The following is a 21,754-nucleotide window of genomic DNA, read 5'->3' on the forward strand; positions in this document are numbered from 1 at the left end:
AAATATTATTAAGGTACAGAAGTCAGAATTCAGGAGTCAGAAGTAAAATTCTTAGCCACTGACCACTAACCACTGTACGGGCGAAGCATTTGGAGAACTATTTTGGCAATGACCGATAATTTATCTTCCAAATGCTTCGCCCCTACTGACCAATTTAAAATCTTTCCCCAATGCCAAAATTGATCCGACTATCACCTTCATCAGTGACACCGTAATCTATGCGAATTGGTCCGAGTGGAGATTGTATCCGCAAACCTAAACCATAGCCATAGCCATTGCCATTTTTCTTTAACAATTGTGCAGATTGGGTACTACTTCCCAAGTCACTACCATAGTCAAAAAATAGTGCGCCACTGACAACCGAGAAAACCGGAAAGCGATATTCAACAGCAGCTTGGACATACTTACTACCCGTGCCTAATCTGCCCTCATCATACCCGCGAACTGAATTACTACCACCTATGGTAAAGGCTTCATAGGGAGGTACATCCCCAAAGATTGTCCCCCCTTGCAGGTTAAATGCCAAAGTTTGGGGTTTTTTGCTAAAGCTAAGTAATTTAATCGGTAGATACTGACTATAGTTACCCCTAAGCCTAGTCATAAAAACACTACCTGTGCCTATAGGTACAGATTGATCGACTCCAAAGCTGAGGAAAGAACCTTTGGTGGGTTGTAAGGAATTATTGCGGAGATCCCTTTGTGCGCCCAGCTTCAATAGTAATAAATCATCTTCTCCTGAAGACGAAAGAGTGAGAGGAGTTTTATCACTGATGATATTTCCATTACTATCAAATATCGCCCCTTCCTTTCTCAAATTACCGTCAGCATCACGACCGGAAACCCGTTGATACTGGAGTCCAGCGGAAGCCAGCCACTCGGAATTTTTGAAAGGATTGCGGGAAAGGGGACGGGTAAAGGTGACACCACCACCTAACCGGGTAATCCGAGGGCGATCTTGTTGATTTGTATCCGTAATATTGTTAGGATCAAAGGTATCAATACTCTTGTCTTTACCTTCAAAAATCAAGGAAACAGAACGACGACGGAAAATATTTGTCGTATATGAAGTGCGATAAGGATCACCAGCAATCCAAGGATCAGTAAAGCGCAGGTCAAATAGTAGTTCTCGTTCTCCTAACTGTAACTCCGTCCCCAATTTTTGGTTTCTGCCCCCCAGGTTTTGCTGCTGATAGCTGATAGTTCCAAATAAACCACTAGCAGAGCTAATTCCCGCCCCAGCAGCAATAGAACCGCTATTACGTTCAGTTACATTTACTAGTACATTTACCTTACTGGGGTCACTACCAGGAGCAAGGGATATAGGCTCAGTATCAGGTGGTTCAAACAATCCAAGTCCATATACTCGCGCTAAATCTCTCTGTACTGTATTTCGATTGAATACTGTTCCTGATTTTAATTCTAATTCCCGTGTAATAATATAATCCTTTGTCCGTCCGCGAATTGGGTTGCCTTTGTCGTCTACGAACTCACCATCTTTGTTCCGGAATCGGACGTTAACGCTTTCTACAACCCCTTCTGCCACTTGGAGGGTGACAACGCCATTTTCTGAGACTTTGGGCGCTCCAACTAAGTTGGCAAGTACATAACCTTGGTCTTGATAAAGTTTGGTTAATTTCTGAATGCCTTCGTTTAATTCCCGCAAGTTGAGAATTTTGCCATATTGACTGCTAAATATTTCGTTGGCTGTGGCAGCAGGAAGGACTGAGGCTACACCCGTACCAGGATTGGCTTCTAATTCTACTTTAGAGAGAATGGGATTGGGGGCAACCACAAAACTTACCCGCACACCAAGGGGGGTATCTTCTGGAAATGCTTGGACATTGGAGAAAAACCCAGTTCTAAAAATCGCACTGATATCTTCTTGCAGTTGGGAACGGGTGGTTGTTTGTCCAGCTTGGGTGCGAATTACTTTATAAACTTGGGTTTCTAGTTCCGGGGTGATTTGTCCTGTTTCTGATTTAATAACTACCTCGGACACCAATACGCGGGCTTCGGTTGCTTCTGGATTGGGTGTGGGTGCTACTGTTGGCGGATTTAGTTTGTCTTGATTGGATTCAGTCGCAGGAGGTTGAGTCGGTTTTACTAGGGGAACTGGTGTTTTTTTAGGAACTATTGTCCGTTTGGGGACAACCTCAGATCCCTTTTTTATGGTTGTGGGGGCTGTTTTTGAAGGATCTGGTTTTTTCTGAGTTGGTTCAGCCTGTGCTGTAATGGGAACTATTGTGGAGTTGGGTATAATTACAGATCCCTGATCTACTGATGTTGAGTTGGACTTTAAAGCTTTAATAAGAGGGGAAAATTTGTGAGATTCTCTTTCTCCAACTATTGGTGCTACCAGGGGATAAGATGCTGGATTTTCACTAGCATCACCTTTGACAAGATTCTGTGTTTCTGGCTGGTTTGTTGCTACTGTCAAAACTTCTGTGGTCTGTGGGTGACTATCAGTAGTTTGGGCATTTGCTTTGACAGAAATTGCTAAAGGGACGGTCATGGCTACCATAGCCATTAATCCGGGTGTTAAATGTTTTTTAATCATATTTCTCTTCACTACCACACACCATTATTGTTAATCACTGGAAAATTTACTTACTCAGCTTTGGAGCTTTCTACTACTTTTAATACTCTCTGCAAAACCTCCTGATAGGCATTTTCTACGTTTCCTAAGTCCCGACGAAAACGGTCTTTATCCATAATGCGGCGGTTAGTATCGGTTTCGGCTATGTCCCATAAACGACAGGTATCGGGACTAATTTCGTCGGCTAAAAGCACTTGCTGTTGTGAATCCACGCCAAATTCAAGTTTAAAGTCCACTAAGGTAATTTGGCATTTTTCCCAAAACTGCTTCAGAAATTCGTTGATTTCCAATGCAAGATGAGTAATTTGAGCAACTTGTTCCGGTGTGGCTAATTCTAGGAGAAATAAGCGATCGCTTGTCAGTAAAGGATCACCTAGATTATCATCTTTATAATAAAATTCCACCAAAGGCCGTGATAACACAGTCCCTAGTGCTAACCCAGTTTGTTGACACAGGCTACCAGCCGCAATATTTCTCACCACCACTTCTAAGGGGATAATTTTTACAGCTTTAACTCTCATCAAATTGGGGGCTGGACTATCAATAAAATGAGTTTTAATCCCCTGTTTTGCCAATTGTTGGAACAGTTGACTAGAAATACTACAGTTAATCATGCCCTTGTTTTGAATGCTGCCCCGTTTTTGAGCATTAAAGGCTGTAGCATCGTCTTTAAAATCAGCCAACAAAATCTCTGGATCATCTGTTGCGTAAAGAATTTTGGCTTTGCCTTCGTAGAGTTTAGAATTAACAGACATGGTAGTAGATACTGTTTTCGGTAATGGACTGCTTAAATCTGAAAGTTTCACTATTTTAAGTAGGGAACAGGGAACAGGGAACAGGGAACAGGGAACAGGGAACAGGTAATTGGTAATTGGTAATTGGTAAATAATTTTCTTCCTCCTGACTCCTGACTCCTGACTTCTGACTCCTGCTGTAAATTAAGTCTAGTATTACAAAAATAACTCTATTCTTTCACACAATTATGACCCATCCCTTTCTCAAACACCTACATAGTCCTGAACGTCCCGTTATCGTCTTTGACGGTGCAATGGGTACAAACCTGCAAACCCAAAATCTTACCGCTGAAGATTTTGGAGGCGCACAATATGAAGGCTGTAACGAGTATCTAGTCCACACCAAACCCGAAGCCGTCGCTAAGGTTCACCGTGATTTTCTCGCTGCTGGCGCTGATGTCATTGAAACTGATACCTTTGGCTCTATGTCCATAGTTTTAGCAGAATATGACTTAGCAGACCAAGCTTACTATCTCACGAAGAAAGCCGCCGAACTTGCCAAAAGTGTAGCTGCGGAATTTTCCACCCCGGAAAAACCCCGATTTGTGGCTGGTTCTATTGGTCCAACCACCAAACTCCCGACTTTGGGACATATTGATTTTGACACCATGAAAGCCTCTTTTGCTGAACAAGCAGAAGCCTTATTTGATGGTGGTGTGGATTTATTCCTCGTAGAAACCTGCCAAGACGTGCTGCAAATTAAAGCCGCATTAAATGGGATTGAGGAAGTTTTTGCCAAAAAAGGCGAAAGAAGAGCCTTAATGGTGTCTGTAACCATGGAAAGCATGGGAACAATGCTGGTAGGGACAGAAATCAACGCTGTAGTTACTATCCTCGAATCTTACCCCATTGATATTCTCGGCTTAAATTGCGCCACTGGTCCCGACTTGATGAAACCACATATCAAGTATTTATCAGAACATTCCCCCTTCGTAGTTTCCTGTATTCCCAATGCTGGTTTACCGGAAAACGTCGGCGGTCAAGCACATTACAGACTTACGCCCATAGAATTACGCATGGCGTTAATGCACTTCATCGAAGATTTAGGTGTCCAAGTGATTGGGGGTTGCTGTGGGACACGACCAGCACATATTCAACAATTGGCGGAAATTGCTCACGAGTTAAAACCAAAAGTTAGACAACCAATTTTAGAACCATCAGCCGCATCAATTTATACGACTCAACCCTATGAACAAGAAAATTCTTTCTTGATTATCGGTGAACGTCTTAACGCCAGTGGTTCTAAAAAATGCCGTGATTTACTCAACGCTGAAGACTGGGATGGTTTAGTCTCAATGGCGCGGAGTCAGGTAAAAGAAGGCGCACACATCCTTGATATTAACGTTGATTATGTGGGACGTGACGGCGTGCGTGATATGCACGAGTTAGTTTCTCGTGTTGTCAATAATGTAACTTTACCTTTAATGCTGGATTCCACCGAATGGGAAAAAATGGAAGCGGGTTTAAAGGTAGCTGGTGGTAAGTGTTTACTCAATTCTACCAACTATGAAGATGGCGAAGACCGATTTTTGAAAGTGCTAGAATTAGCTAAAAAATACGGTGCTGGTGTCATTATTGGGACAATTGACGAAGATGGTATGGCGCGGACAGCAGAGAAAAAGTTTCAAATTGCCCAACGGGCTTACCGTCAAGCTGTAGAATATGGGATTGCGCCTACAGAAATATTCTTTGATACTTTAGCTCTACCGATTTCTACTGGGATTGAAGAAGATCGGGAAAATGGTAAAGCTACCATTGAATCAATTCGCCGCATTCGCCAAGAATTGCCAGGATGTCATGTCATGTTGGGCGTTTCCAATATCTCTTTTGGCTTAAATCCCGCCTCGCGGATGGTCTTAAACTCGATGTTTTTGCATGAAGCTATGCAAGCGGGTATGGATGCAGCAATTGTCAGCGCGAGTAAAATTTTACCACTGGCTAAGATTGAACCGCAACATCAAGAAGTTTGTCGGCAATTAATTTATGATGAACGTAAATTTGATGGTAATGTCTGCGTTTATGACCCCTTGGGAGAATTAACCACAATTTTTGCCGGAGTCAAAACTAAACGGAATACGGGAATTGATGCCAGTTTACCCATTGAAGAACGTTTGAAACGTCATGTTATTGACGGTGAACGCATTGGTTTAGAAACCCAATTGACAAAAGCTTTAGAACAATATCCTCCTTTACAAATCATCAATACTTTCTTGTTAGACGGAATGAAAGTTGTCGGTGAATTGTTCGGGTCTGGACAAATGCAATTACCTTTTGTCTTACAATCTGCCGAAACCATGAAAGCTGCGGTTGCTTATTTAGAACCGTTTATGGAAAAGTCGGAATCTGGGAATAATGCGAAAGGAACTTTTGTAATTGCCACTGTCAAAGGTGATGTTCACGATATTGGTAAAAACCTGGTAGATATCATTTTATCTAACAATGGTTATAAGGTGATTAACCTGGGAATTAAGCAATCTGTAGAAAACATCATTCAAGCTTACGAAGAACACAAACCTGATTGTATTGCCATGAGTGGATTGTTAGTAAAATCCACCGCTTTCATGAAGGAGAATTTACAGACTTTTAATGAAAAAGGAATTACTGTCCCGGTAATTTTAGGTGGTGCAGCTTTAACTCCTAAATTTGTAAATCAAGATTGCCAAGGAACTTATAAAGGTAAAGTTGTTTATGGCAAGGATGCTTTTTCTGATTTGCATTTTATGGATAAGTTAATGCCTGCAAAAACAGCAGGTAATTGGGATAATTTGCAGGGATTTTTGGATGAAGTTGAAGAAAATGGACATCAATCTATTGCGGAAAATAGCGGGCAAGATGCCCACCCTACACTAGATAATTCTGATGTTAAAAAAGAGGTTGATACTCGGCGTTCTGAGGCTGTAGCTGTAGATATTGAACGTCCAAATCCACCTTTTTGGGGAACGCAGTTTTTACAACCTGATGATATTTCTTTGGAGGAATTATTCTGGTATTTAGATTTGCAAGCTTTGGTGGCTGGACAATGGCAATTCCGCAAGCCCAAGGAACAATCTAAGGAGGAATATCAGGCGTTTTTAGCTGATAAGGTTTATCCAGTTTTGGAAGAGTGGAAACAGCGCATTATTGAGGAGAATTTATTACATCCTCAAGTGATTTATGGCTATTTTCCTTGTCAGTCTGTGGGGAATAGTTTGTTGATTTATGAAACGAACCGCAGAGACGCAGAGGACGCGGAGGTAAGAGTTAGTTTTGAGTTTCCCCGTCAGAGGTCTTTTAATCGGTTATGTATTGCAGATTTTTTTGCACCTAAGGAGTCGGGAATTATTGATGTTTTCCCTATGCAAGCGGTGACTGTGGGGGAAGTTGCAACGGAGTTTGGACAAAAGCTATTTGCCGATAATAAATACACTGACTATCTGTATTTTCATGGTATGGCTGTACAGGTGGCTGAGGCTTTGGCTGAATGGACTCACGCTAGAATCCGCCGGGAGTTAGGTTTTGGTGATTCTGAACCGGATAATATTCGGGATATGTTGGCGCAGCGTTATCAAGGTTCTCGGTATAGTTTCGGCTATCCTGCTTGTCCGAATATTCAGGATCAGTTTAAGCAGTTGCAGTTGTTGGGGGTTGATAGGATGAAGATGCACATGGATGAAAGTGAGCAATTGTATCCTGAACAGTCTACAACGGCGATTATTACTTATCACCCTGCGGCTAAGTATTTCACGGCTTAATGTTTTATCCCCCTTCGTTTTGTAATGGAGGGGGAGTTTACAAGAGGTTGTTTGAAAAGTTTTTAATGTATAAATAAACCCCTCTCCAAACCTCTCCCCGACGCGGAATGTGGGTTTGAAACCCCCATTCCAGCTAACAAAAGTTTTTCCGCTTCCCTCTCCTCGTAGGAGAGGGTTAGGGAGAGGTAGGGAAGGGGGTTAGGTTTCTGGAGATTATCGGTTTCATCTAATACTTTTAAAACACCCTCTAAGTCAAAAGTTAAAAGTTAAAAGTGGTGGTTTATATTTTTTATTCTCATGACATCAGCAACACCAGAAAGTTTATCTAAATTCGTACAATTCTGTAACCAACATATCACCGGACAGGAACGCAAAGAAGCACAAACATTTCTCGACCGCTTTTTTCGTGCCTTTGGCCATGAAGGTGCTTTAGAAGCTGGTGCAACTTATGAGGAAGCTATTAAAAAAAGTAGTAAAACTGGTAAAACTGGTTTTGCTGATTTAGTTTGGAAACCCCGCGTTTTAATTGAAATGAAAAAACGCGGAGAAGACTTAAATAAACATTATTCCCAAGCGTTTGATTATTGGACAAGGTTAGTTCCAAATCGTCCTAAATATGTGATTTTATGTAATTTTGATGAATTTTGGATCTTTGATTTTGATATTCAATTAGATACACCTGTAGATAAAATTACCCTAGAACAACTGCCAGAACGCGCAGGAGCATTGGTATTTATGGAATTAGGGCAAAAAACCCCTGTATTCCAAAATAACCAAGTAGAAGTAACTGTGAAAGCTGCCCGTCGCATGGGAGAATTATTATTAGAGTTAGAAAGTAGGGGAATTGAAAAGTTAATAGGACAGAGATTTATTTTACAATGTGTTTTAGCGATGTTTGCGGAAAAGAGACAACTGTTACCCCGTGATATGTTTATTTCTTGTGTCCAAGATTGTATGAAAGGGGAAAGTTCCTATGATGTTTTGGGTGGTTTATTTCGGGAAATGAATCAACCAGGAAAAACACCAGCGGGACGTTATCAAGGAGTGGATTATTTTAATGGGGGTTTATTTTCTCAAATTCATGCAATTGAATTAACCAGGGAGGAATTAAACTTTTTAGATGTTTCCGCGCGAGAAAATTGGAGTAAAGTCCGTCCGGCTATTTTTGGGAATTTATTTGAAGGGAGTATATATAAGGAAGAACGTCACGCGCGAGGAATTCATTATACTTCGGAAGTGGATATTATGAAAATTGTCCGACCGACAATTAGCCGTTATTGGGAAGAGAGAATTGAGGAAGCAGGGACAATTAAGGAACTTTCAAAACTGCAAATAGAATTACAAGGTTATCGAGTTTTAGATCCTGCTTGTGGTTCTGGTAATTTTCTTTATATCGCATATCAGGAATTGAAGAGAATTGAAATCTTGCTATTAGAGAAAATTCAATCTTTGCGTAAGTCTAAGGATAAACAAATGCAAATGGGTTTGGTGACTCCTTTGCAATTTTATGGAATGGATACAAATCCCTTTGCGGTGGAATTAGCGCGGGTGACTTTGATGATTGCGCGAAAAATTGCGATTGATAATTTACAGTTAACTGAACCTGCTTTACCATTGGATACTTTAGATAATAATATTTTTTGTCAAGATGCTTTATTTCGTGAATGGCCAAAAGCTGATGCAATAATAGGAAATCCGCCATTTTTAGGTGGTAAAAAATTGAGAATAGCATTAGGAGATGAATATGCAGAAAAGATATATAAAGCTTTTCCAGATGTTAAAGGACAACCAGATTTTTGTGTATTTTGGTTTAGAAAAGCTGCTGATTTATTAGATAATAAAGGCAGAGGAGGATTAGTGGGTACAAATTCTATTGCTCAGGTTTCTGGGAGAAAAGCCAGTTTAGATTATATTGTTAGTAAAGGTGGAATTATTCATGATGCAATTTCTACTCAAACTTGGTCTGGAGATGCTGCGGTTCATGTGAGTATTGCTAATTGGACAAAGGAAAAACAAAAACAAAACTTTTTAGATAGTGTTGAAGTTCCGTTTATTACCTCTTCTTTAAAAAGTGAGATATCAGTCAATAAAGCGGAAATTTTAAAAGCCAATAAAAACTTTTCTTTTCAATCTTGTGAATTATCTGGTAAAGGATTTCTAATATCTGAAGAAGAAGCTAGAGAATGGATAAAAATTGATTCTAAAAATGCAGATGTTTTAAAACCAATGATTGATGGCAAAACTTTAATTAATCCCTGTTTAACATTAGATTGGGTAATTGATTTTAATGATTTATCCATAGAAGAAGCAAGTGAATATCAATTACCTTTTCAGCGTGTACAGGAAAAAGTCAAACCAGAAAGAGATCAAAACCGTAGAGACGCAAGAAGAATTAATTGGTGGAAATTTGGTGAAAAAAGACCAGCTATGAGACAAGCAATGTCTTCTCTATCTTATTATTTCGCTATTCCAAAAATTGCTAAGTGGGTGATTTTTACACCTGTGGATGTTTCTATTTTACCTTGTGAAGCTAATATGGTAATTGCTTCAGATGATTTTTATATTTTGGGGATTCTCACATCTAATTTACATCGAATGTGGGTAAAAGCGCAAAGTTCAACTTTAGAAGATAGAACTCGATATACTAATACAACCTGTTTTGAAACCTTCCCATTTCCGCAAACAGCAGATATTCAAATAGTAGAAAAAATCCGCACCAAAGCCGAAGAACTCCATCAATATCGAACTCAACAAATGGAAACAAAACAATGGGGAATCACCACATTATATAATAAATTCTTCAACGAACCCAGTAGTCAACTTTATAAACTCCATCAACAATTAGATAAACTGGTAATGGACGCTTATAAATTCACCCCAGAAGATGACATATTAAAAAAACTGGTGACATTGAATTTAGAACTAGCAGAAAAAGAAAAACAGGGAATAAAAATTGTTGGACTATATTCACCTAATTAAACTAGGGATATACCCCACATTCCGCACCCCAAACTGTCACAGATCAAAAAAGCCCTTAAAGTAGTACATAATAACTAAAGCCAATTCAAAAATTAAGATGCTTAATGAGAATAAGTAGCATTAAAAGGGACGTGGTGTGATAAAGTGAAACTTGGTAACAAAAGAAAAAAATGAATTGATAACCAAATAAGAAATAATTGATGACAACAGAAGTATTAGAGGAAACTGTTGTGAAATTAAAACCTCAAGAAATAGAAATTGAGAACATAGACCATCTAGGGATAGTAGCAGGAATCATAGATTCAATCGGAATAGTAGAAATAATAAATGAATTAATAGGAGTCGAAAAAGACGAAAAAGTAAATGCAGGTCAAGTGGTAAAAGCCATGATAATAAACGGGTTAGGATTTGTCTCCAAACCGTTATATATGTTTCCCAAATATTTTGAAACAATCGCCTGTGAGCATTTAATAGGAGCAGGAGTAAAACCAGAATATCTCAACGACGATAAATTGGGGAGAGTCATGGATAAACTGTTTATAAAAGGCTTAGATACAATCTTTTTTATCATAGCCTTAAAAGCTGCTCAAAAATTTGGAGTATCACTATCAACATCACATCTAGACTCATCATCAATGCACGTGCATGGGCAGTATAACACTAGCTTACCATTCGTAATATTTGAGAGTCAAAAAGTAGGACATAACCAAGAATTAGAAGAATTAGCAGTAAAATCACCAAAAGAAATAACCATCACCTACGGTTATTCCCGTGACCATAGACCAGATTTAAAACAATTCATCATAGAAATGATATGTTCAGGAGATGGAGACATACCAATATTTTTAAAACTAGCATCGGGAAATCAAGCAGATTCATCATGTTTTGGTCAAATAGCAGTAGAATATCAAAAACAATTAGAAGTTAATAGTCTCATGGTTGCTGACGCTGCTTTATATACAGAATCAAACCTGAAAATGATGTCAGAATTACGTTGGTTATGTCGAGTACCATTAAGCATAAAAGCAGCAAAAACATTAATATCAACATTAGCAGAATCAGAATTTATTGATAGTACAATACCAGGATATAAATTAGCATCAAAAATCCAAAATTATGCAGGGATAGAACAAAGATGGTTAGTAGTGCAAAGTCAAGAAAGAAAAGAATCAGACCTGCATAAGCTCACACAAAAAATTACCAAAGCAGAATCAAAAGCTGTGCAAGATTTGAAAAAGTTATCACAAGAGAGATTTGCATGTGTTGCAGATGCTATCAAGGCATTATCAAAATTATCAAAACAATTCAAATATCATCAAATTCACGAAAGTACGGTGACTCAAGTAAAATCTAATAAAAAAGATACTTCAGGAGAAATATCCTATCAAATATCAGCTACAGTCTCCCAGGATGAAAGTAAAATTAATACAGAATTGCTGAGTGCGGGACGTTTTATTATTGCGACAAATGTTTTAGATTCACAGGAACTAAGCAATGATTCTATGCTCAGGGAATATAAAGCCCAGCAGTCATGTGAGAGGGGGTTTGGTTTTCTCAAAGACCCATTATTTTTTGCCGACAGTATTTTCCTCAAAAGTCCTGAGAGAATAGAGTCTTTGGGAATGATTATGGGTTTATGTCTACTGGTTTATACTTTGGCTCAACGTCATATTAGAAATGCTCTTTTGGAGTCTAAATCAACAATTAAAAATCAATTAGGCAAAGCAACTAATCGTCCTACTTTACGCTGGATTTTTCAATGCTTTCAGTGTATTCATTTGGTTACACTCAATCAGGAGAAACATATTTCTAATTGGAATAAGGACAGAGATTTTATCTTGAGTCTTTTACCAGATGATTGTTTACGTTACTATCAATTAGTCAGCTAATTATCATCTCTATCAATTTAATTTCTCTTGTAAAGATGAGCTAATCTCTTTGATTTATAGCTCCATTTTACTATGTCTATAATTTCGTTTTTTACTTTAATTGATTAGTCTAACTTATAATTATTTCTTGAATATCTCCTTTCACTTATTCATTGACCTCTCCAGGTGGTGTGCATTCTTATTGCTTCTTATTGAGAATAGATTTTGATGACATTTTTGGTGATTTACTGTTTCTCAAATGCCTTTTTTCACTTTATCTGTTTGTTTTGATGCTCCCTTTGATTTTCATCTCCGTAATTTCCCTCTGTAACATTTTGGGGTGCGGAATGTGGGATTTATCATTGCAGACTCGAACCATAATTTCTCCTTGTTGTATGGGTAAATATTTTTTCGGAACATCTTGACAGAAACCACTCTCAATAGCCTGACGATACCAACATTCAAACTCATCTTCTTCAGGAGTCATCGCTGTTTGAGAAACATTAGGTTCAGCTTCATCACGAATCATTGCCAGCAAGCAAGCACCAGGACTCTCAATGTGATTATGGCTTCTATACTGTTTGAAAGCGGATATTGCCAATTTCACTTTCTCTGGCTCATGTTTGGCTATTTCCTGTTTTAATCTAGCGCCGATTTTCATGCCCATTTCGGTAATCAAATGAGTAATCTCTAAAGATGGATTCTGGAGTTCACCATGATCTGAATTTTGGGCAACCGAGTTGAAAGAAACAACTTTTGGGGATGATTCAGGTATAGTCAACTGCTTAATTTGTGTTCGTAAGCGTTCACATTCCGACTTCAACTCAAAAATTTCAGCAACATGACCTCTCAAATTCTGATTCTGTCGCTTTAATTCTCTATTTTCAGCCTCCAATTCTCGAATTCGTTGCTTGAATACTTCAGAAAGGGTTTTCAGACTATGAGGTCCAGGTTGTTTTTCCGCCAATGAGTTGAGTTGCTGTGTTTTTTGCGACTGTAAATCATGAATGTATTCCGTTAATTCTGTCCATTTGTAGAGGTAAGAAATGGAACAGCCAGCAACTTGAGCAATGTTAGGAAAAGTCAAAGGTTTACCACTTTTTTGAATCTCTTCAATAGCACGAAATACTTGTTCACGTTTGTGTTCTTTTCGCTGTTGTTGGGCTGCCCGGAGGATAGCAGTCTGTTTTTCACGTAATGGTTGCTTCGTCATTAGCAACTTTCCTCAAATCAGATAACCATTTATCCATTGCTTCTAGGGTAGCCTGAGATTCTTCATAGGCTAGGGTAGCCCCGGCTTGTTTAGCTGACTCCATGCGTTTGTGTTCTCCAGCATATTGCCCTTCATAAAGAGGTAATTTGCTGGTACTGGGTAAGAACTCTGTTTAATACTTCTAAAATGACAAAACAGATAGGGGTAATCCTTGCCCAAGGTTTTTCTCATCCATTGCTGTTGTTGTTCAATGATTTGTCTAATTTCACGAGAGGCAGGGAGTCTGTGCCATCGTTCTACCTTATGCTGATAAAACTTGATATACCATTGACCATTTTCTTCAACTAAACAATCAAAAGTCATCTGACAAATATCTGCGGGACGAGCAGCTGTATATTCTTGGATTAAATAATGACGAGCAAGAGGAGCAGGAATTTGGCCGAGATGCTGTTTAATCTGTTGACGGGTGATTTCATCCAACCAATCCACGTCCTGAACTGTTTGTTTAGGAATATCTCGCTGACGAACTAAGTTTTGGGATTCTAATCCTAAAAAATCACAAAAATCTTTGAGGATATATAGCTTTTCTCGAATAGTCCGATTACAATTTGTTTGGTTGAGGTCGAGAAACTTAAAGATTAGTTCTCGGCGAATTTCAGAGAGATTTTGGATATGATTCTGCTGCAAAATTTGACCGAACTGACGCAAAGCTACTAGAGAATTTATCGGTGTGGCAATGGCAGAATACTTACCTGATTTGAGTAAGGAATATAGATATTCCTTGACTTTGACACGAAACCATTCTGGTTTAATTGACTTAAAGTTGAGGATTTTCAAGGGTGAGTTTTTGACAAAATGACGAAAATCCCAAACATCATCATCAAAACAGAAGTTCAATAAGGTTTCTTGTTGTTGACACCCAACCCAACTATTATAACTTGTGGCGTGAGGATTAAAGTTAATGTGGCAGAAGTAACAGCGACAATTACTCTGTCTGCTGTTGGCTTGAAAGCTTTCATAAATCCACCCTTTCTGTCCATTTGGTCCTATTTGCTGGCAGAGGGGATTAGGACAAACTAAATGGGAACGATAACTATGAATCTGAGGTAGAACTTGACAACAAAGGAGGGTCTTTTGGGAACAATGATTACATCCTAGCCTGAGTTGACAACTATGTCCATTAGTATAATTAAATTTGCTGATTTGACCTTGATTACACTGAGGACAGATAAATTCTCCAGCATACTTTTCTGCCCAATTTACTGATAGAGTTCCTTGAAGAGTTAGATGAGTGGAAATGGGTGAGTGTTTAACTGTACCAGTTAGGTAAGTTTCCTGATGACAAAAATTACATGACAATTTTAGTTTGCAAACAGCCCCTTTTGAGTAATAAAAATTGGTGATTTTTCCTTGATTACATTGAGGACAGATAAATTCTCCAGCATAATCTGTCTGCCAATTAACTGATAAAGTTCCGTTAAGGGTTTGGTGTATTGAAATATTTGGATGTTGAGGAAGTTCACAAGTTAATTGGGTTATTTGAGCGCATGATTTACATTTGACTCTCAGTTTAGAAATGGCTTTTTGATTGTTATAAAAGCTGGTGATTTTTTCTTGATTACATTGAGGACAAATAAATTCGCCAGCATAATCTGTCTGCCAATTGACTTGTAAAGTTCCGTGAAGGGTTTGATGAATTGATATGGGTGGAGACTGTCTAATTTGACAGGAAAGGGGAGTAGATGTGTGGCAGAGTTCACAGCCTAATTGAATTTGACAAAGTGTTTTTTTGTCGTAAAAGAAATGACTTAACTGTCCGCGATGACAATGGGGACAATTAAATTCGCCAACATAATCGGTTTGCCAATTGACTGATAAATTCCCGTGAAGGGTTTGGTGTATTGAAATTGGTAAATGCTTGCGTTTACCCATGATTTTTCTGGTTTTGAATATGTTGTAATTCTGACAAGCCCTGAAAACGATTTTTGATGAAAACTAATAGGTTATTAATCTCTGTTACTCGTCTTGCTTGTCCGTTGTTTTGAGCTTGAATTAGGTCTTGCTGTAAGCGGTTTAAGTCAGATTCTAATTGGGATTTATCTTCGAGGGTTACGCGATGATGAGAACAACTAAGACAGGCATAGCGATGTTGACAATCTCCTAACATGGTGGGACGATGACATTCTCCTAGAGGGGTACTAACTTTGAGGAGATTTGCTAATTTTTCATACCTGGTTTTTCTGGGTTTAAAAGCTGTAATTTGACCATACATATCTACATAACCTTTGAGATTAGCTTCTTTTTCTAATCTGGTTAGTGAACGCTGGCGATAATGAGGTAGCATATCTAAGGAACCGTGACCTAGTACGGCGGCGATAGATTCATCTTCTACTTCACAATGAGCCATAATGCTGGCTTTGGTGCGGCGAAACATATGGCTAGTGAGTTTAAATCTGTTGCCATATTTATCTTTTAAGTTTGCTACTTCTCGAAATTTAGTTAGCCAGTTACTAATTTTTAATCTGGTAATTGTTTGGGGTTGATAGCACAGTGTTGTTTCAGATTCTCTATCAGCCCGAGGAATACTTTTTTGGGGACTATAAACGTGACAAAATAGTTTATCGAATTCACTATCTCTACCAAATTGTGTATCCAGAAATCTCTGCTGTTCTTGAACTAATTCAGCTACTTGAGGATGAATCTGAACAAACCGCCAGTGTTTGAGTTTTTCAAACCAACGTAGTAAAAACCATTTTTCGCTTTCTTGTTTGAGGCTATGGCGTGGCATGGTGAGAATTTCTCCAATGCGGCAACCTAATGCCAATTGTAACCGAAAAAGTCTTTCAATTGTCGGGGGGAATAAGTCAAGTTTTTCGTAGATTTGGTAAAGAACTTCTTCTGGTATTGTCTCGATTTTGGGTGTTTTTTGGGAAATTCTGATGGGGGTGAAGGCGATTTCTAACCACTTTTCTTCTCGCCACAGATTGAGAGCATAGGTAATTGTATTTTGACGATTATTACTGTTAATTTCGCTGATAAATTGATGGAGGATTGATTCTGTTAAAGATTGGGGCTGGGTATATCCATTGTTATATAAAAAATGCGCTAAGTGGTTTAAACAACCTAGTCGTTGAATAATACGACCCAGGGAATATCTCTCTCGAATGCTGGCTCTAATGGTTAGTTGAGTCAGTTGTTTTAACCAAGGCAGTGAATTTTTGTGGAAGTAGAGATGATAATGTCCATTAATTCGGCATTCTTCTTGGCTATAACCTAATTCTAATAGTGACCAAACATCTTGATTCATTAGTGGGTCATTAATCCACTTTTTCCCTAGTTCGGAGTTTTTAATTCGCTCTTTTAATGTCTTTGAAACAAGTGCTTGTGCCATTAGTTTTCTTCTTCTTCTCTTAGGTATTGGTCTAGGGTCATTTCATCAAGAACATGACTGTAAATGTCTTTGGCGATGCCTTTGATAAAGCCTCCTCTTTTTCCCCAATGATGCGCTAGTTTGGTGAAATTTTTTTCTTCTATTCTGCCTTCAATTGTGTGATAGGTATAGAATTCTTGGATGGCGGTGACTGCTTGATTGACGGTGCGAGGACTTCTTTTGGCAACTATTTCTCTGACTTTTTCTGAGATGGCTTCTACTTGACTACCTAGTCGAAGACACAGCTAAATCTTTCTTCTGTGTCAGGGGATATCGCCCATTCTACTTTGACCATTTTCTACGTTGTGGAAATTCATTTGTTTCTACCCTAACGCAAAAATTAGGTCTGTTGTTGTTGTTTTTTCTATGTTGTGGAGGTTGTTGTTGTTGTCTATATAACCAAAATGTCATCTTAGTTATCATCGCGGTGGTAAGGGTAATATTTCTGTGGGGCAATTGTCTTTGTTTGATTTGTCGAGGTTTGAGAATCGTTGAGTTTTCTTGGGGGAAAAATCGTCCTCCATTACCAACTGGTGGTGTCATGATATCGGATAATGCTTGAGGAATGGTTTCTTTAGATTCTGGGGGGTATTCTGTATAGTTAAAGTTTGCCTATTGTTGATCTAGAGTGTGGGTTTTTAGTTGTTTGATGGCGTGAGTTAGAAAAAATTCGTTTTCACCACAGTATAAGTATGTTGGCATAGTAGTACGGCAATTGTATTGTCGTACATGAGCGTTAGCTTTAGACCCACTATTGAAATTTTGTATCAGCTCAATAAATAGGGGTAACAGAGGAAAATAAGTGCAACGAGGTACACACAGTGTCTTAGAATAGGAGGCATGACGCAAAAAATTATTGAAAGTGACAAATCAATATCAGATTTACTGCAAACCATCGAGCCAAAAGGGATTGCAGACGAATCAATGCGTCATACAGTAGAGGTATTACTGAATCTCATAGAACAATTACAATTAAAAGTCAAAGGCTTAGAGTCAGAGAATCAACGGTTAAAAGACGAAAATAACCGCTTGAAAGGAGAACAAGGTCAGCCAGACATAAAAGCCAAGAACAAGAAAGGGTTTGAGAATAAGCACTCATCAGAAAAAGAAAGAAAAACCCCAAAACAACACTCCAAGAGCAGTAAAAATCAAACTATCAAAATAGACCGAAAACAAATATTAGAATATCCCCAAGACAAACTACCAGCAGACGCACAGTTTAAAGGGTATGAAGAAGTAATCGTCCAAGACATCATCCTAGAAACCGACAACATACTATTCCGGAAAGAGAAATACTACTCACCCTTAGAAAAGAAAACCTATTTGGCAGACCTGCCAAGCGGTTACGAAGGAGAATTCGGACTCCTGATTAAAAACCTTAGTTATCAGCTTGTACTACGGGGGCAACATGACCCAAGGCAAGTTGTTAGAATTCCTAGAAGATATTGGCATTTCTATGTCAGCCGGCTATTTATCTAATCTACTGATTAAAAACCACGCTGATTTTGAAACAGAGAAAACAGAAGTATATTTATCAGGACTAGAGACCAGTCCTTGGCAACACTTTGGCATTGAGCCGAGATCCTTGCTCAAACGGAAATAGAAGCTGAAAAGCCTTGTCAATTCTAGATTTCAAATATTTCAGAAGGCAGGGAAATAGCAGCTTCAAAAGGTTGAGGAATATTTTGCAGATTCACCACATAATCGCCATATCGCTTGATATGTCCGGTGAGATAGGGACTCAAAGCAGCTACAAAGCGATGATTGACTGGATATCCTTGTGCCGTTAAAGTCTGAATTGCCAACGACATATCCACAGTATTCTGTAAAACCACAGCACTAGCAACCAAATCGAGGTACTTCAACCGCTTTTCCTGCTCAATCGGGTCGTTTTCAGTAATAACGCCATCCTTACCAAAAAACACCCAATCCAAGAAATGATGATACTTTTCTACAATATTTGTAATTGCCGTAATCTCAGAGCGCATCTTAGCATTAGAGATGTACTCCAACAAAAACATTGTTCGCACAACCTTTCCTAACTCCAAAAAGGCTTGATAAAGACGGTTTTTCCGGCTGTAACTGCTCAACTTACGTAGGAGGGTAGAAGGCATCACCTTCCCCGCCTTGATTGACAGCACTACCCGCATCATGTCATACCAGTGAAGTTGAATAAGATTCCAATTAACCACATCCTTAAACAACTGATCAATGAACTTGTAAGTGGAATCAGCACTGGGACGTAGGAAACTAAGATCCTTCCAGTTACGGATACGTGGCATCAACTTGATACCAAGAAGGTAAGAGATGGCAAACACAGGACCCGACTGACCTTGGGTATCTGCATACAAAGTATCAGGTTGAATATCGGAAAGATTTTTCAATAACCCGTCCAAAATATACACAGCTTCCCAAACACCACAAGTAATAAAATGCGTAAACAAAGCAATATATTTGTCAGAAACATGGTGATAAGCAATACCACCATAGCCACCATAACGGATGTGATATTCACTATGTAAATTATTCTCGTATATCTCGAACTTACTACCATCCGCCGCCGCTCTTTTCCCCGTTCCCCAAATGGACGGTAAACTAAAACGGTTAAACGCATTTTCCTCTATCATGGGTTCACATTCCGATAGAGTTAGCAATTGTTCACGAAAATCAGCGTAGCTTTCCGACCCAACAACACAAGCATCCCCAGTCTTGAATTCAGTTGCTAAGTAAGAAAATACACAAAACTAGATAGATTTTGAGATACTCGTTGAAATAAACGATTGTTGGTAATGGAGCGCACATGACTAACTAAACGGTCAAGGGAATTAAATGTTGGCAACTCATATCGTTCCTTGACTAATTCTTCAATTGTAATGTTGATTAAATCCGCAGGATGGTCTTTAACTTCGGCGGCAGAACTGACAACAATTGCTATCAACTTTTGGGCAGCTTTATCATAAGGTTTTATACCTAAATATTCTCGAATTGCCTGTTGATAATTACGCCTTTGGCGCTCGGAGGGAATAGCTTTTCCCCATTCACTCTATTTCCGTTTGAGCAAGGATCTCGGCTCAATGCCATTTAGATCCCCGACTTCTCTAAGAAGTCGGGGATCTTGTTATACATAATTATTTTCCCATGTTTCGTTTGAGTTTTGGTAGAGTCGAAGGCGGGTATTATCCCGCGCTCCTCTCTGTTAAATCTGGGCGTGCGACTTTCACCGCACCCAGCTTTCGATGTTCTTAGCTTTCGCGTTTGCTCATGTGAATATAATCGTGGCAGCTTTCATGAATGGCTAGAAGGTTTTTAGGTTTTCAATTGTTATAAGTAAGTAGACGAAAATAAATCAAAGTAGATTAAGTAATGTAAAAAATCTGGAGATGATTTCGTAGTAAGGGCTTCAGCCCTCAAATGAGGAATAAATTCCTCACTACAAACTTTGAATTATTCAAGCCGTTCTACTTAGTTTCCATCAACATGATGCAAATGTACCTTCTCATCACTGAGCATTTTTAATCCACAATGACCACATTTATGGTTTTGCCGTTGGAGGGCTTTAGAGGTATTGTTGTTATGGAGCTTACTATTACGCTCGCTCCAATAACTCAAATCTCCGTCCTGGGGCGATTTTTCACCTTTAACATTGATGTGTTTATTTTCGGAGTAAGGAACTGCTGGGAACGCCTTGTCTAGTAATTGCTTGCTAGTGTAGCGATTTTGCTTAGTTTCCTGATTGAATACCCTGAAAGCTCTGTGTTGAATGTGGTATAGCGAGTTACGCGACCCGTCCATCTTGCAGAAGCGGTGGTAGTTCCTCCAACCTCTAACTACAGGGGCTAATTTCTCAGCCTTTGTGGTAGCACCATAATTCGAGTTGTTGACGATGTGTTTTACTTTCTTACGAAAAGCTTTGTAGTTATCCATTGAGGGAGTACATCTAAACTTTCCGTTTTTCTGGACTAAAAAGTTCCAGCTGAGGAAATCAAACCCATCTGTCGCGGCGGTTAGCTTTGTCTTTTTCTCACCGACTTTCATTCCCCGCTCTGCTAGGAACTGACTAATTTTGTCAAGTATTTCTGTGGCATCGTCTTGTGGTCTAAGTATTATTACCATGTCATCCGCGTATCGGATTGTTGGCTCAATAATCTTTTCCTTTGAGGTTTTGTCTGTGATTCTTTTTTTAGAGTCCTCGTGGTATCTATGAATACTTTCAATCCCATTTAAGGCGATGTTGGCTAACAGTGGACTTACCACCCCACCTTGCGGTGTTCCTTGTTCGGGAAACTCTGGGTTGACTCCGGCTTTGAGACATCGGAAGATTCCTTGTCTTATACTCTTAGGAGCGATGAGTTTATCCATAATGGCGGAGTGGTTTATCCTGTCGAAGCATTTTTCGATATCGAGTTCTATAACCCTTTTATCTATTCCATTTGCACTGGAGTTTAGATTGTTGAACAGTTGTCTTTGTGCATCATGTGCCGAGCGTCCCGTCCTAAACCCATAGCTTTTAGCATGGAAAGTTACTTCGTGTGCTGGTTCTAATGCGTATTTGATAAGGCATTGATACGCCCTATCTGCAATAGTGGGGACTTTGAAAATCCGGGTTCTACCATCCTTTTTGGGGATGGGTATTTCACGTAATCCCTGGTGTTTCCAGTTATTAGCTTCGGTTCTAAGTTTTTCACTTAGTTCAAACCTTTGCTCGAATGTGAGCGCGGTTTTCCCGTCAATTCCCGCTGTCTTTTTCCCAGCGTTTAGCTGTGTTACTTGACGGATAGCCAGTAATCTCGCTGCGGTTGATTTCAGAATCAGCTTTTGTAGGGACTTGGCTTTGCGCTTGTCTCCAACAAGAACAGCTTTATACACGCGTTTTTGTAGGCGGAATAAGTTACGGCGGAATTTCTTCCAAGGTAACGTTTTCCAGGATTCACTAGAGTTTTCTCTGTGTCTAATCATGCTCTGCGACCATTTGTGTATTCTGAACACCTCAGACCAATTACGGTCTGTCCTACCCGAATTGAGGGAGTTCCGCTGCTCGTCCAGCCTACTTATAGGGAACGAATCCGCCCTTAGACCCTCAATCCGTTTTTATTCGTTCCCTCGGTTGATTGATAGTTCCGTTAGGTGTAGCCAATTCAACCAC

13 protein-coding genes and 1 pseudogene are annotated in these 21,754 nt (G+C 39.2%); 4 read left to right on the forward strand and 10 right to left on the reverse strand.

What is annotated here, in order from left to right:
- Positions 1-154: 154 nt before the first annotated feature.
- The gene (locus BMF77_RS15185; protein ID WP_148763899.1) at positions 155-2,557 is read right to left on the reverse strand and encodes a BamA/TamA family outer membrane protein; all 2,403 of its coding nucleotides are present in this window, start codon (positions 2,555-2,557) and stop codon (positions 155-157) included.
- Positions 2,558-2,607: 50 nt separating this feature from the next.
- The gene (gene purC, locus BMF77_RS15190; RefSeq protein WP_015083391.1) at positions 2,608-3,351 is read right to left on the reverse strand and encodes a phosphoribosylaminoimidazolesuccinocarboxamide synthase; all 744 of its coding nucleotides are present in this window, start codon (positions 3,349-3,351) and stop codon (positions 2,608-2,610) included.
- Positions 3,352-3,578: 227 nt separating this feature from the next.
- Here purC and metH point away from each other — a divergent pair, with 227 nt between their 5' ends.
- The 3 genes from metH (at position 3,579) to BMF77_RS15205 (ending at position 11,989) form a co-directional block, all read left to right on the forward strand.
- Positions 3,579-7,121 carry a methionine synthase gene (gene metH / locus BMF77_RS15195; protein ID WP_148763901.1) on the forward strand — a complete coding sequence of 1,181 codons (3,543 nt, stop codon included), beginning with the start codon at positions 3,579-3,581 and terminating at the stop codon, positions 7,119-7,121.
- 297 nt (positions 7,122-7,418) lie between these two features.
- Positions 7,419-10,100, forward strand: coding sequence for a DNA methyltransferase (locus BMF77_RS15200; protein ID WP_148763904.1), 2,682 nt, complete (start codon positions 7,419-7,421; stop codon positions 10,098-10,100).
- A 200-nt stretch (positions 10,101-10,300) separates the two neighbouring features.
- Positions 10,301-11,989, forward strand: coding sequence for an IS1634 family transposase (locus BMF77_RS15205; RefSeq protein WP_148763906.1), 1,689 nt, complete (start codon positions 10,301-10,303; stop codon positions 11,987-11,989).
- Positions 11,990-12,242: 253 nt separating this feature from the next.
- Here the strand turns inward: BMF77_RS15205 and BMF77_RS15215 are convergent, their stop codons facing one another.
- From BMF77_RS15215 to BMF77_RS27970, 5 genes are all read right to left on the reverse strand, one after another.
- Positions 12,243-13,181 carry a DUF6262 family protein gene (locus BMF77_RS15215; protein WP_210422203.1) on the reverse strand — a complete coding sequence of 313 codons (939 nt, stop codon included), beginning with the start codon at positions 13,179-13,181 and terminating at the stop codon, positions 12,243-12,245.
- Positions 13,159-13,284 carry a hypothetical protein gene (locus tag BMF77_RS28675; protein WP_256370307.1) on the reverse strand — a complete coding sequence of 42 codons (126 nt, stop codon included), beginning with the start codon at positions 13,282-13,284 and terminating at the stop codon, positions 13,159-13,161. The genes BMF77_RS15215 and BMF77_RS28675 overlap by 23 nt, the downstream gene beginning before the upstream one ends.
- The gene (locus tag BMF77_RS15220) at positions 13,251-15,113 is read right to left on the reverse strand and encodes an integrase (RefSeq protein ID WP_246862930.1); all 1,863 of its coding nucleotides are present in this window, start codon (positions 15,111-15,113) and stop codon (positions 13,251-13,253) included. The genes BMF77_RS28675 and BMF77_RS15220 overlap by 34 nt, the downstream gene beginning before the upstream one ends.
- The gene (locus BMF77_RS15225; RefSeq protein ID WP_148763908.1) at positions 15,106-16,572 is read right to left on the reverse strand and encodes a tyrosine-type recombinase/integrase; all 1,467 of its coding nucleotides are present in this window, start codon (positions 16,570-16,572) and stop codon (positions 15,106-15,108) included. The genes BMF77_RS15220 and BMF77_RS15225 overlap by 8 nt, the downstream gene beginning before the upstream one ends.
- A gap of 321 nt (positions 16,573-16,893) precedes the next feature.
- Positions 16,894-17,154, reverse strand: a complete 261-nt coding sequence (locus BMF77_RS27970; protein ID WP_246862931.1) for a hypothetical protein — start codon at positions 17,152-17,154, stop codon at positions 16,894-16,896.
- Between the two features lie 297 nt (positions 17,155-17,451).
- On the opposite strand from BMF77_RS27970, the gene BMF77_RS27975 reads away from it, so the two are divergent.
- Complete coding sequence (locus BMF77_RS27975; protein WP_246862932.1) at positions 17,452-18,090, forward strand: hypothetical protein; 639 nt, start codon at positions 17,452-17,454, stop codon at positions 18,088-18,090.
- Positions 18,091-18,236: 146 nt separating this feature from the next.
- Here BMF77_RS27975 and BMF77_RS15250 read toward each other — a convergent pair.
- The 3 genes and pseudogenes from BMF77_RS15250 to BMF77_RS15260 form a co-directional block, all read right to left on the reverse strand.
- Positions 18,237-19,226, reverse strand: a pseudogene (locus BMF77_RS15250) (transposase); the annotation flags it as partial.
- Positions 19,227-19,333: 107 nt separating this feature from the next.
- On the reverse strand, positions 19,334-19,636 hold the full coding sequence (locus BMF77_RS15255) for a DUF4158 domain-containing protein (protein ID WP_148763912.1): 303 nt from the start codon (positions 19,634-19,636) through the stop codon (positions 19,334-19,336).
- A 437-nt stretch (positions 19,637-20,073) separates the two neighbouring features.
- On the reverse strand, positions 20,074-21,567 hold the full coding sequence (locus tag BMF77_RS15260; RefSeq protein ID WP_148763914.1) for a reverse transcriptase domain-containing protein: 1,494 nt from the start codon (positions 21,565-21,567) through the stop codon (positions 20,074-20,076).
- Between the last annotated feature and the right edge of the window lie 187 nt (positions 21,568-21,754).

The sequence above is a fragment of the Dolichospermum sp. UHCC 0315A genome, assembly GCF_008121535.1.
Classification (GTDB): Bacteria; Cyanobacteriota; Cyanobacteriia; order Cyanobacteriales; family Nostocaceae; genus Dolichospermum; species Dolichospermum lemmermannii.

Excerpts from the sequence above, each read along its gene's own strand:
- BMF77_RS15185 (WP_148763899.1), bottom strand. The coding sequence starts at position 2,557 with ATGATTAAAAAACATTTAACACCCGGATTAATGGCTATGGTAGCCATG.
- purC (WP_015083391.1), bottom strand. The coding sequence starts at position 3,351 with ATGTCTGTTAATTCTAAACTCTACGAAGGCAAAGCCAAAATTCTTTAC.
- metH (WP_148763901.1), top strand. The coding sequence starts at position 3,579 with ATGACCCATCCCTTTCTCAAACACCTACATAGTCCTGAACGTCCCGTT.
- BMF77_RS15200 (WP_148763904.1), top strand. The coding sequence starts at position 7,419 with ATGACATCAGCAACACCAGAAAGTTTATCTAAATTCGTACAATTCTGT.
- BMF77_RS15205 (WP_148763906.1), top strand. The coding sequence starts at position 10,301 with ATGACAACAGAAGTATTAGAGGAAACTGTTGTGAAATTAAAACCTCAA.
- BMF77_RS15215 (WP_210422203.1), bottom strand. The coding sequence starts at position 13,181 with ATGACGAAGCAACCATTACGTGAAAAACAGACTGCTATCCTCCGGGCA.
- BMF77_RS28675 (WP_256370307.1), bottom strand. The coding sequence starts at position 13,284 with ATGGAGTCAGCTAAACAAGCCGGGGCTACCCTAGCCTATGAAGAATCT.
- BMF77_RS15220 (WP_246862930.1), bottom strand. The coding sequence starts at position 15,113 with ATGGGTAAACGCAAGCATTTACCAATTTCAATACACCAAACCCTTCAC.
- BMF77_RS15225 (WP_148763908.1), bottom strand. The coding sequence starts at position 16,572 with ATGGCACAAGCACTTGTTTCAAAGACATTAAAAGAGCGAATTAAAAAC.
- BMF77_RS27970 (WP_246862931.1), bottom strand. The coding sequence starts at position 17,154 with ATGACACCACCAGTTGGTAATGGAGGACGATTTTTCCCCCAAGAAAAC.
- BMF77_RS27975 (WP_246862932.1), top strand. The coding sequence starts at position 17,452 with ATGACGCAAAAAATTATTGAAAGTGACAAATCAATATCAGATTTACTG.
- BMF77_RS15260 (WP_148763914.1), bottom strand. The coding sequence starts at position 21,567 with ATGATTAGACACAGAGAAAACTCTAGTGAATCCTGGAAAACGTTACCT.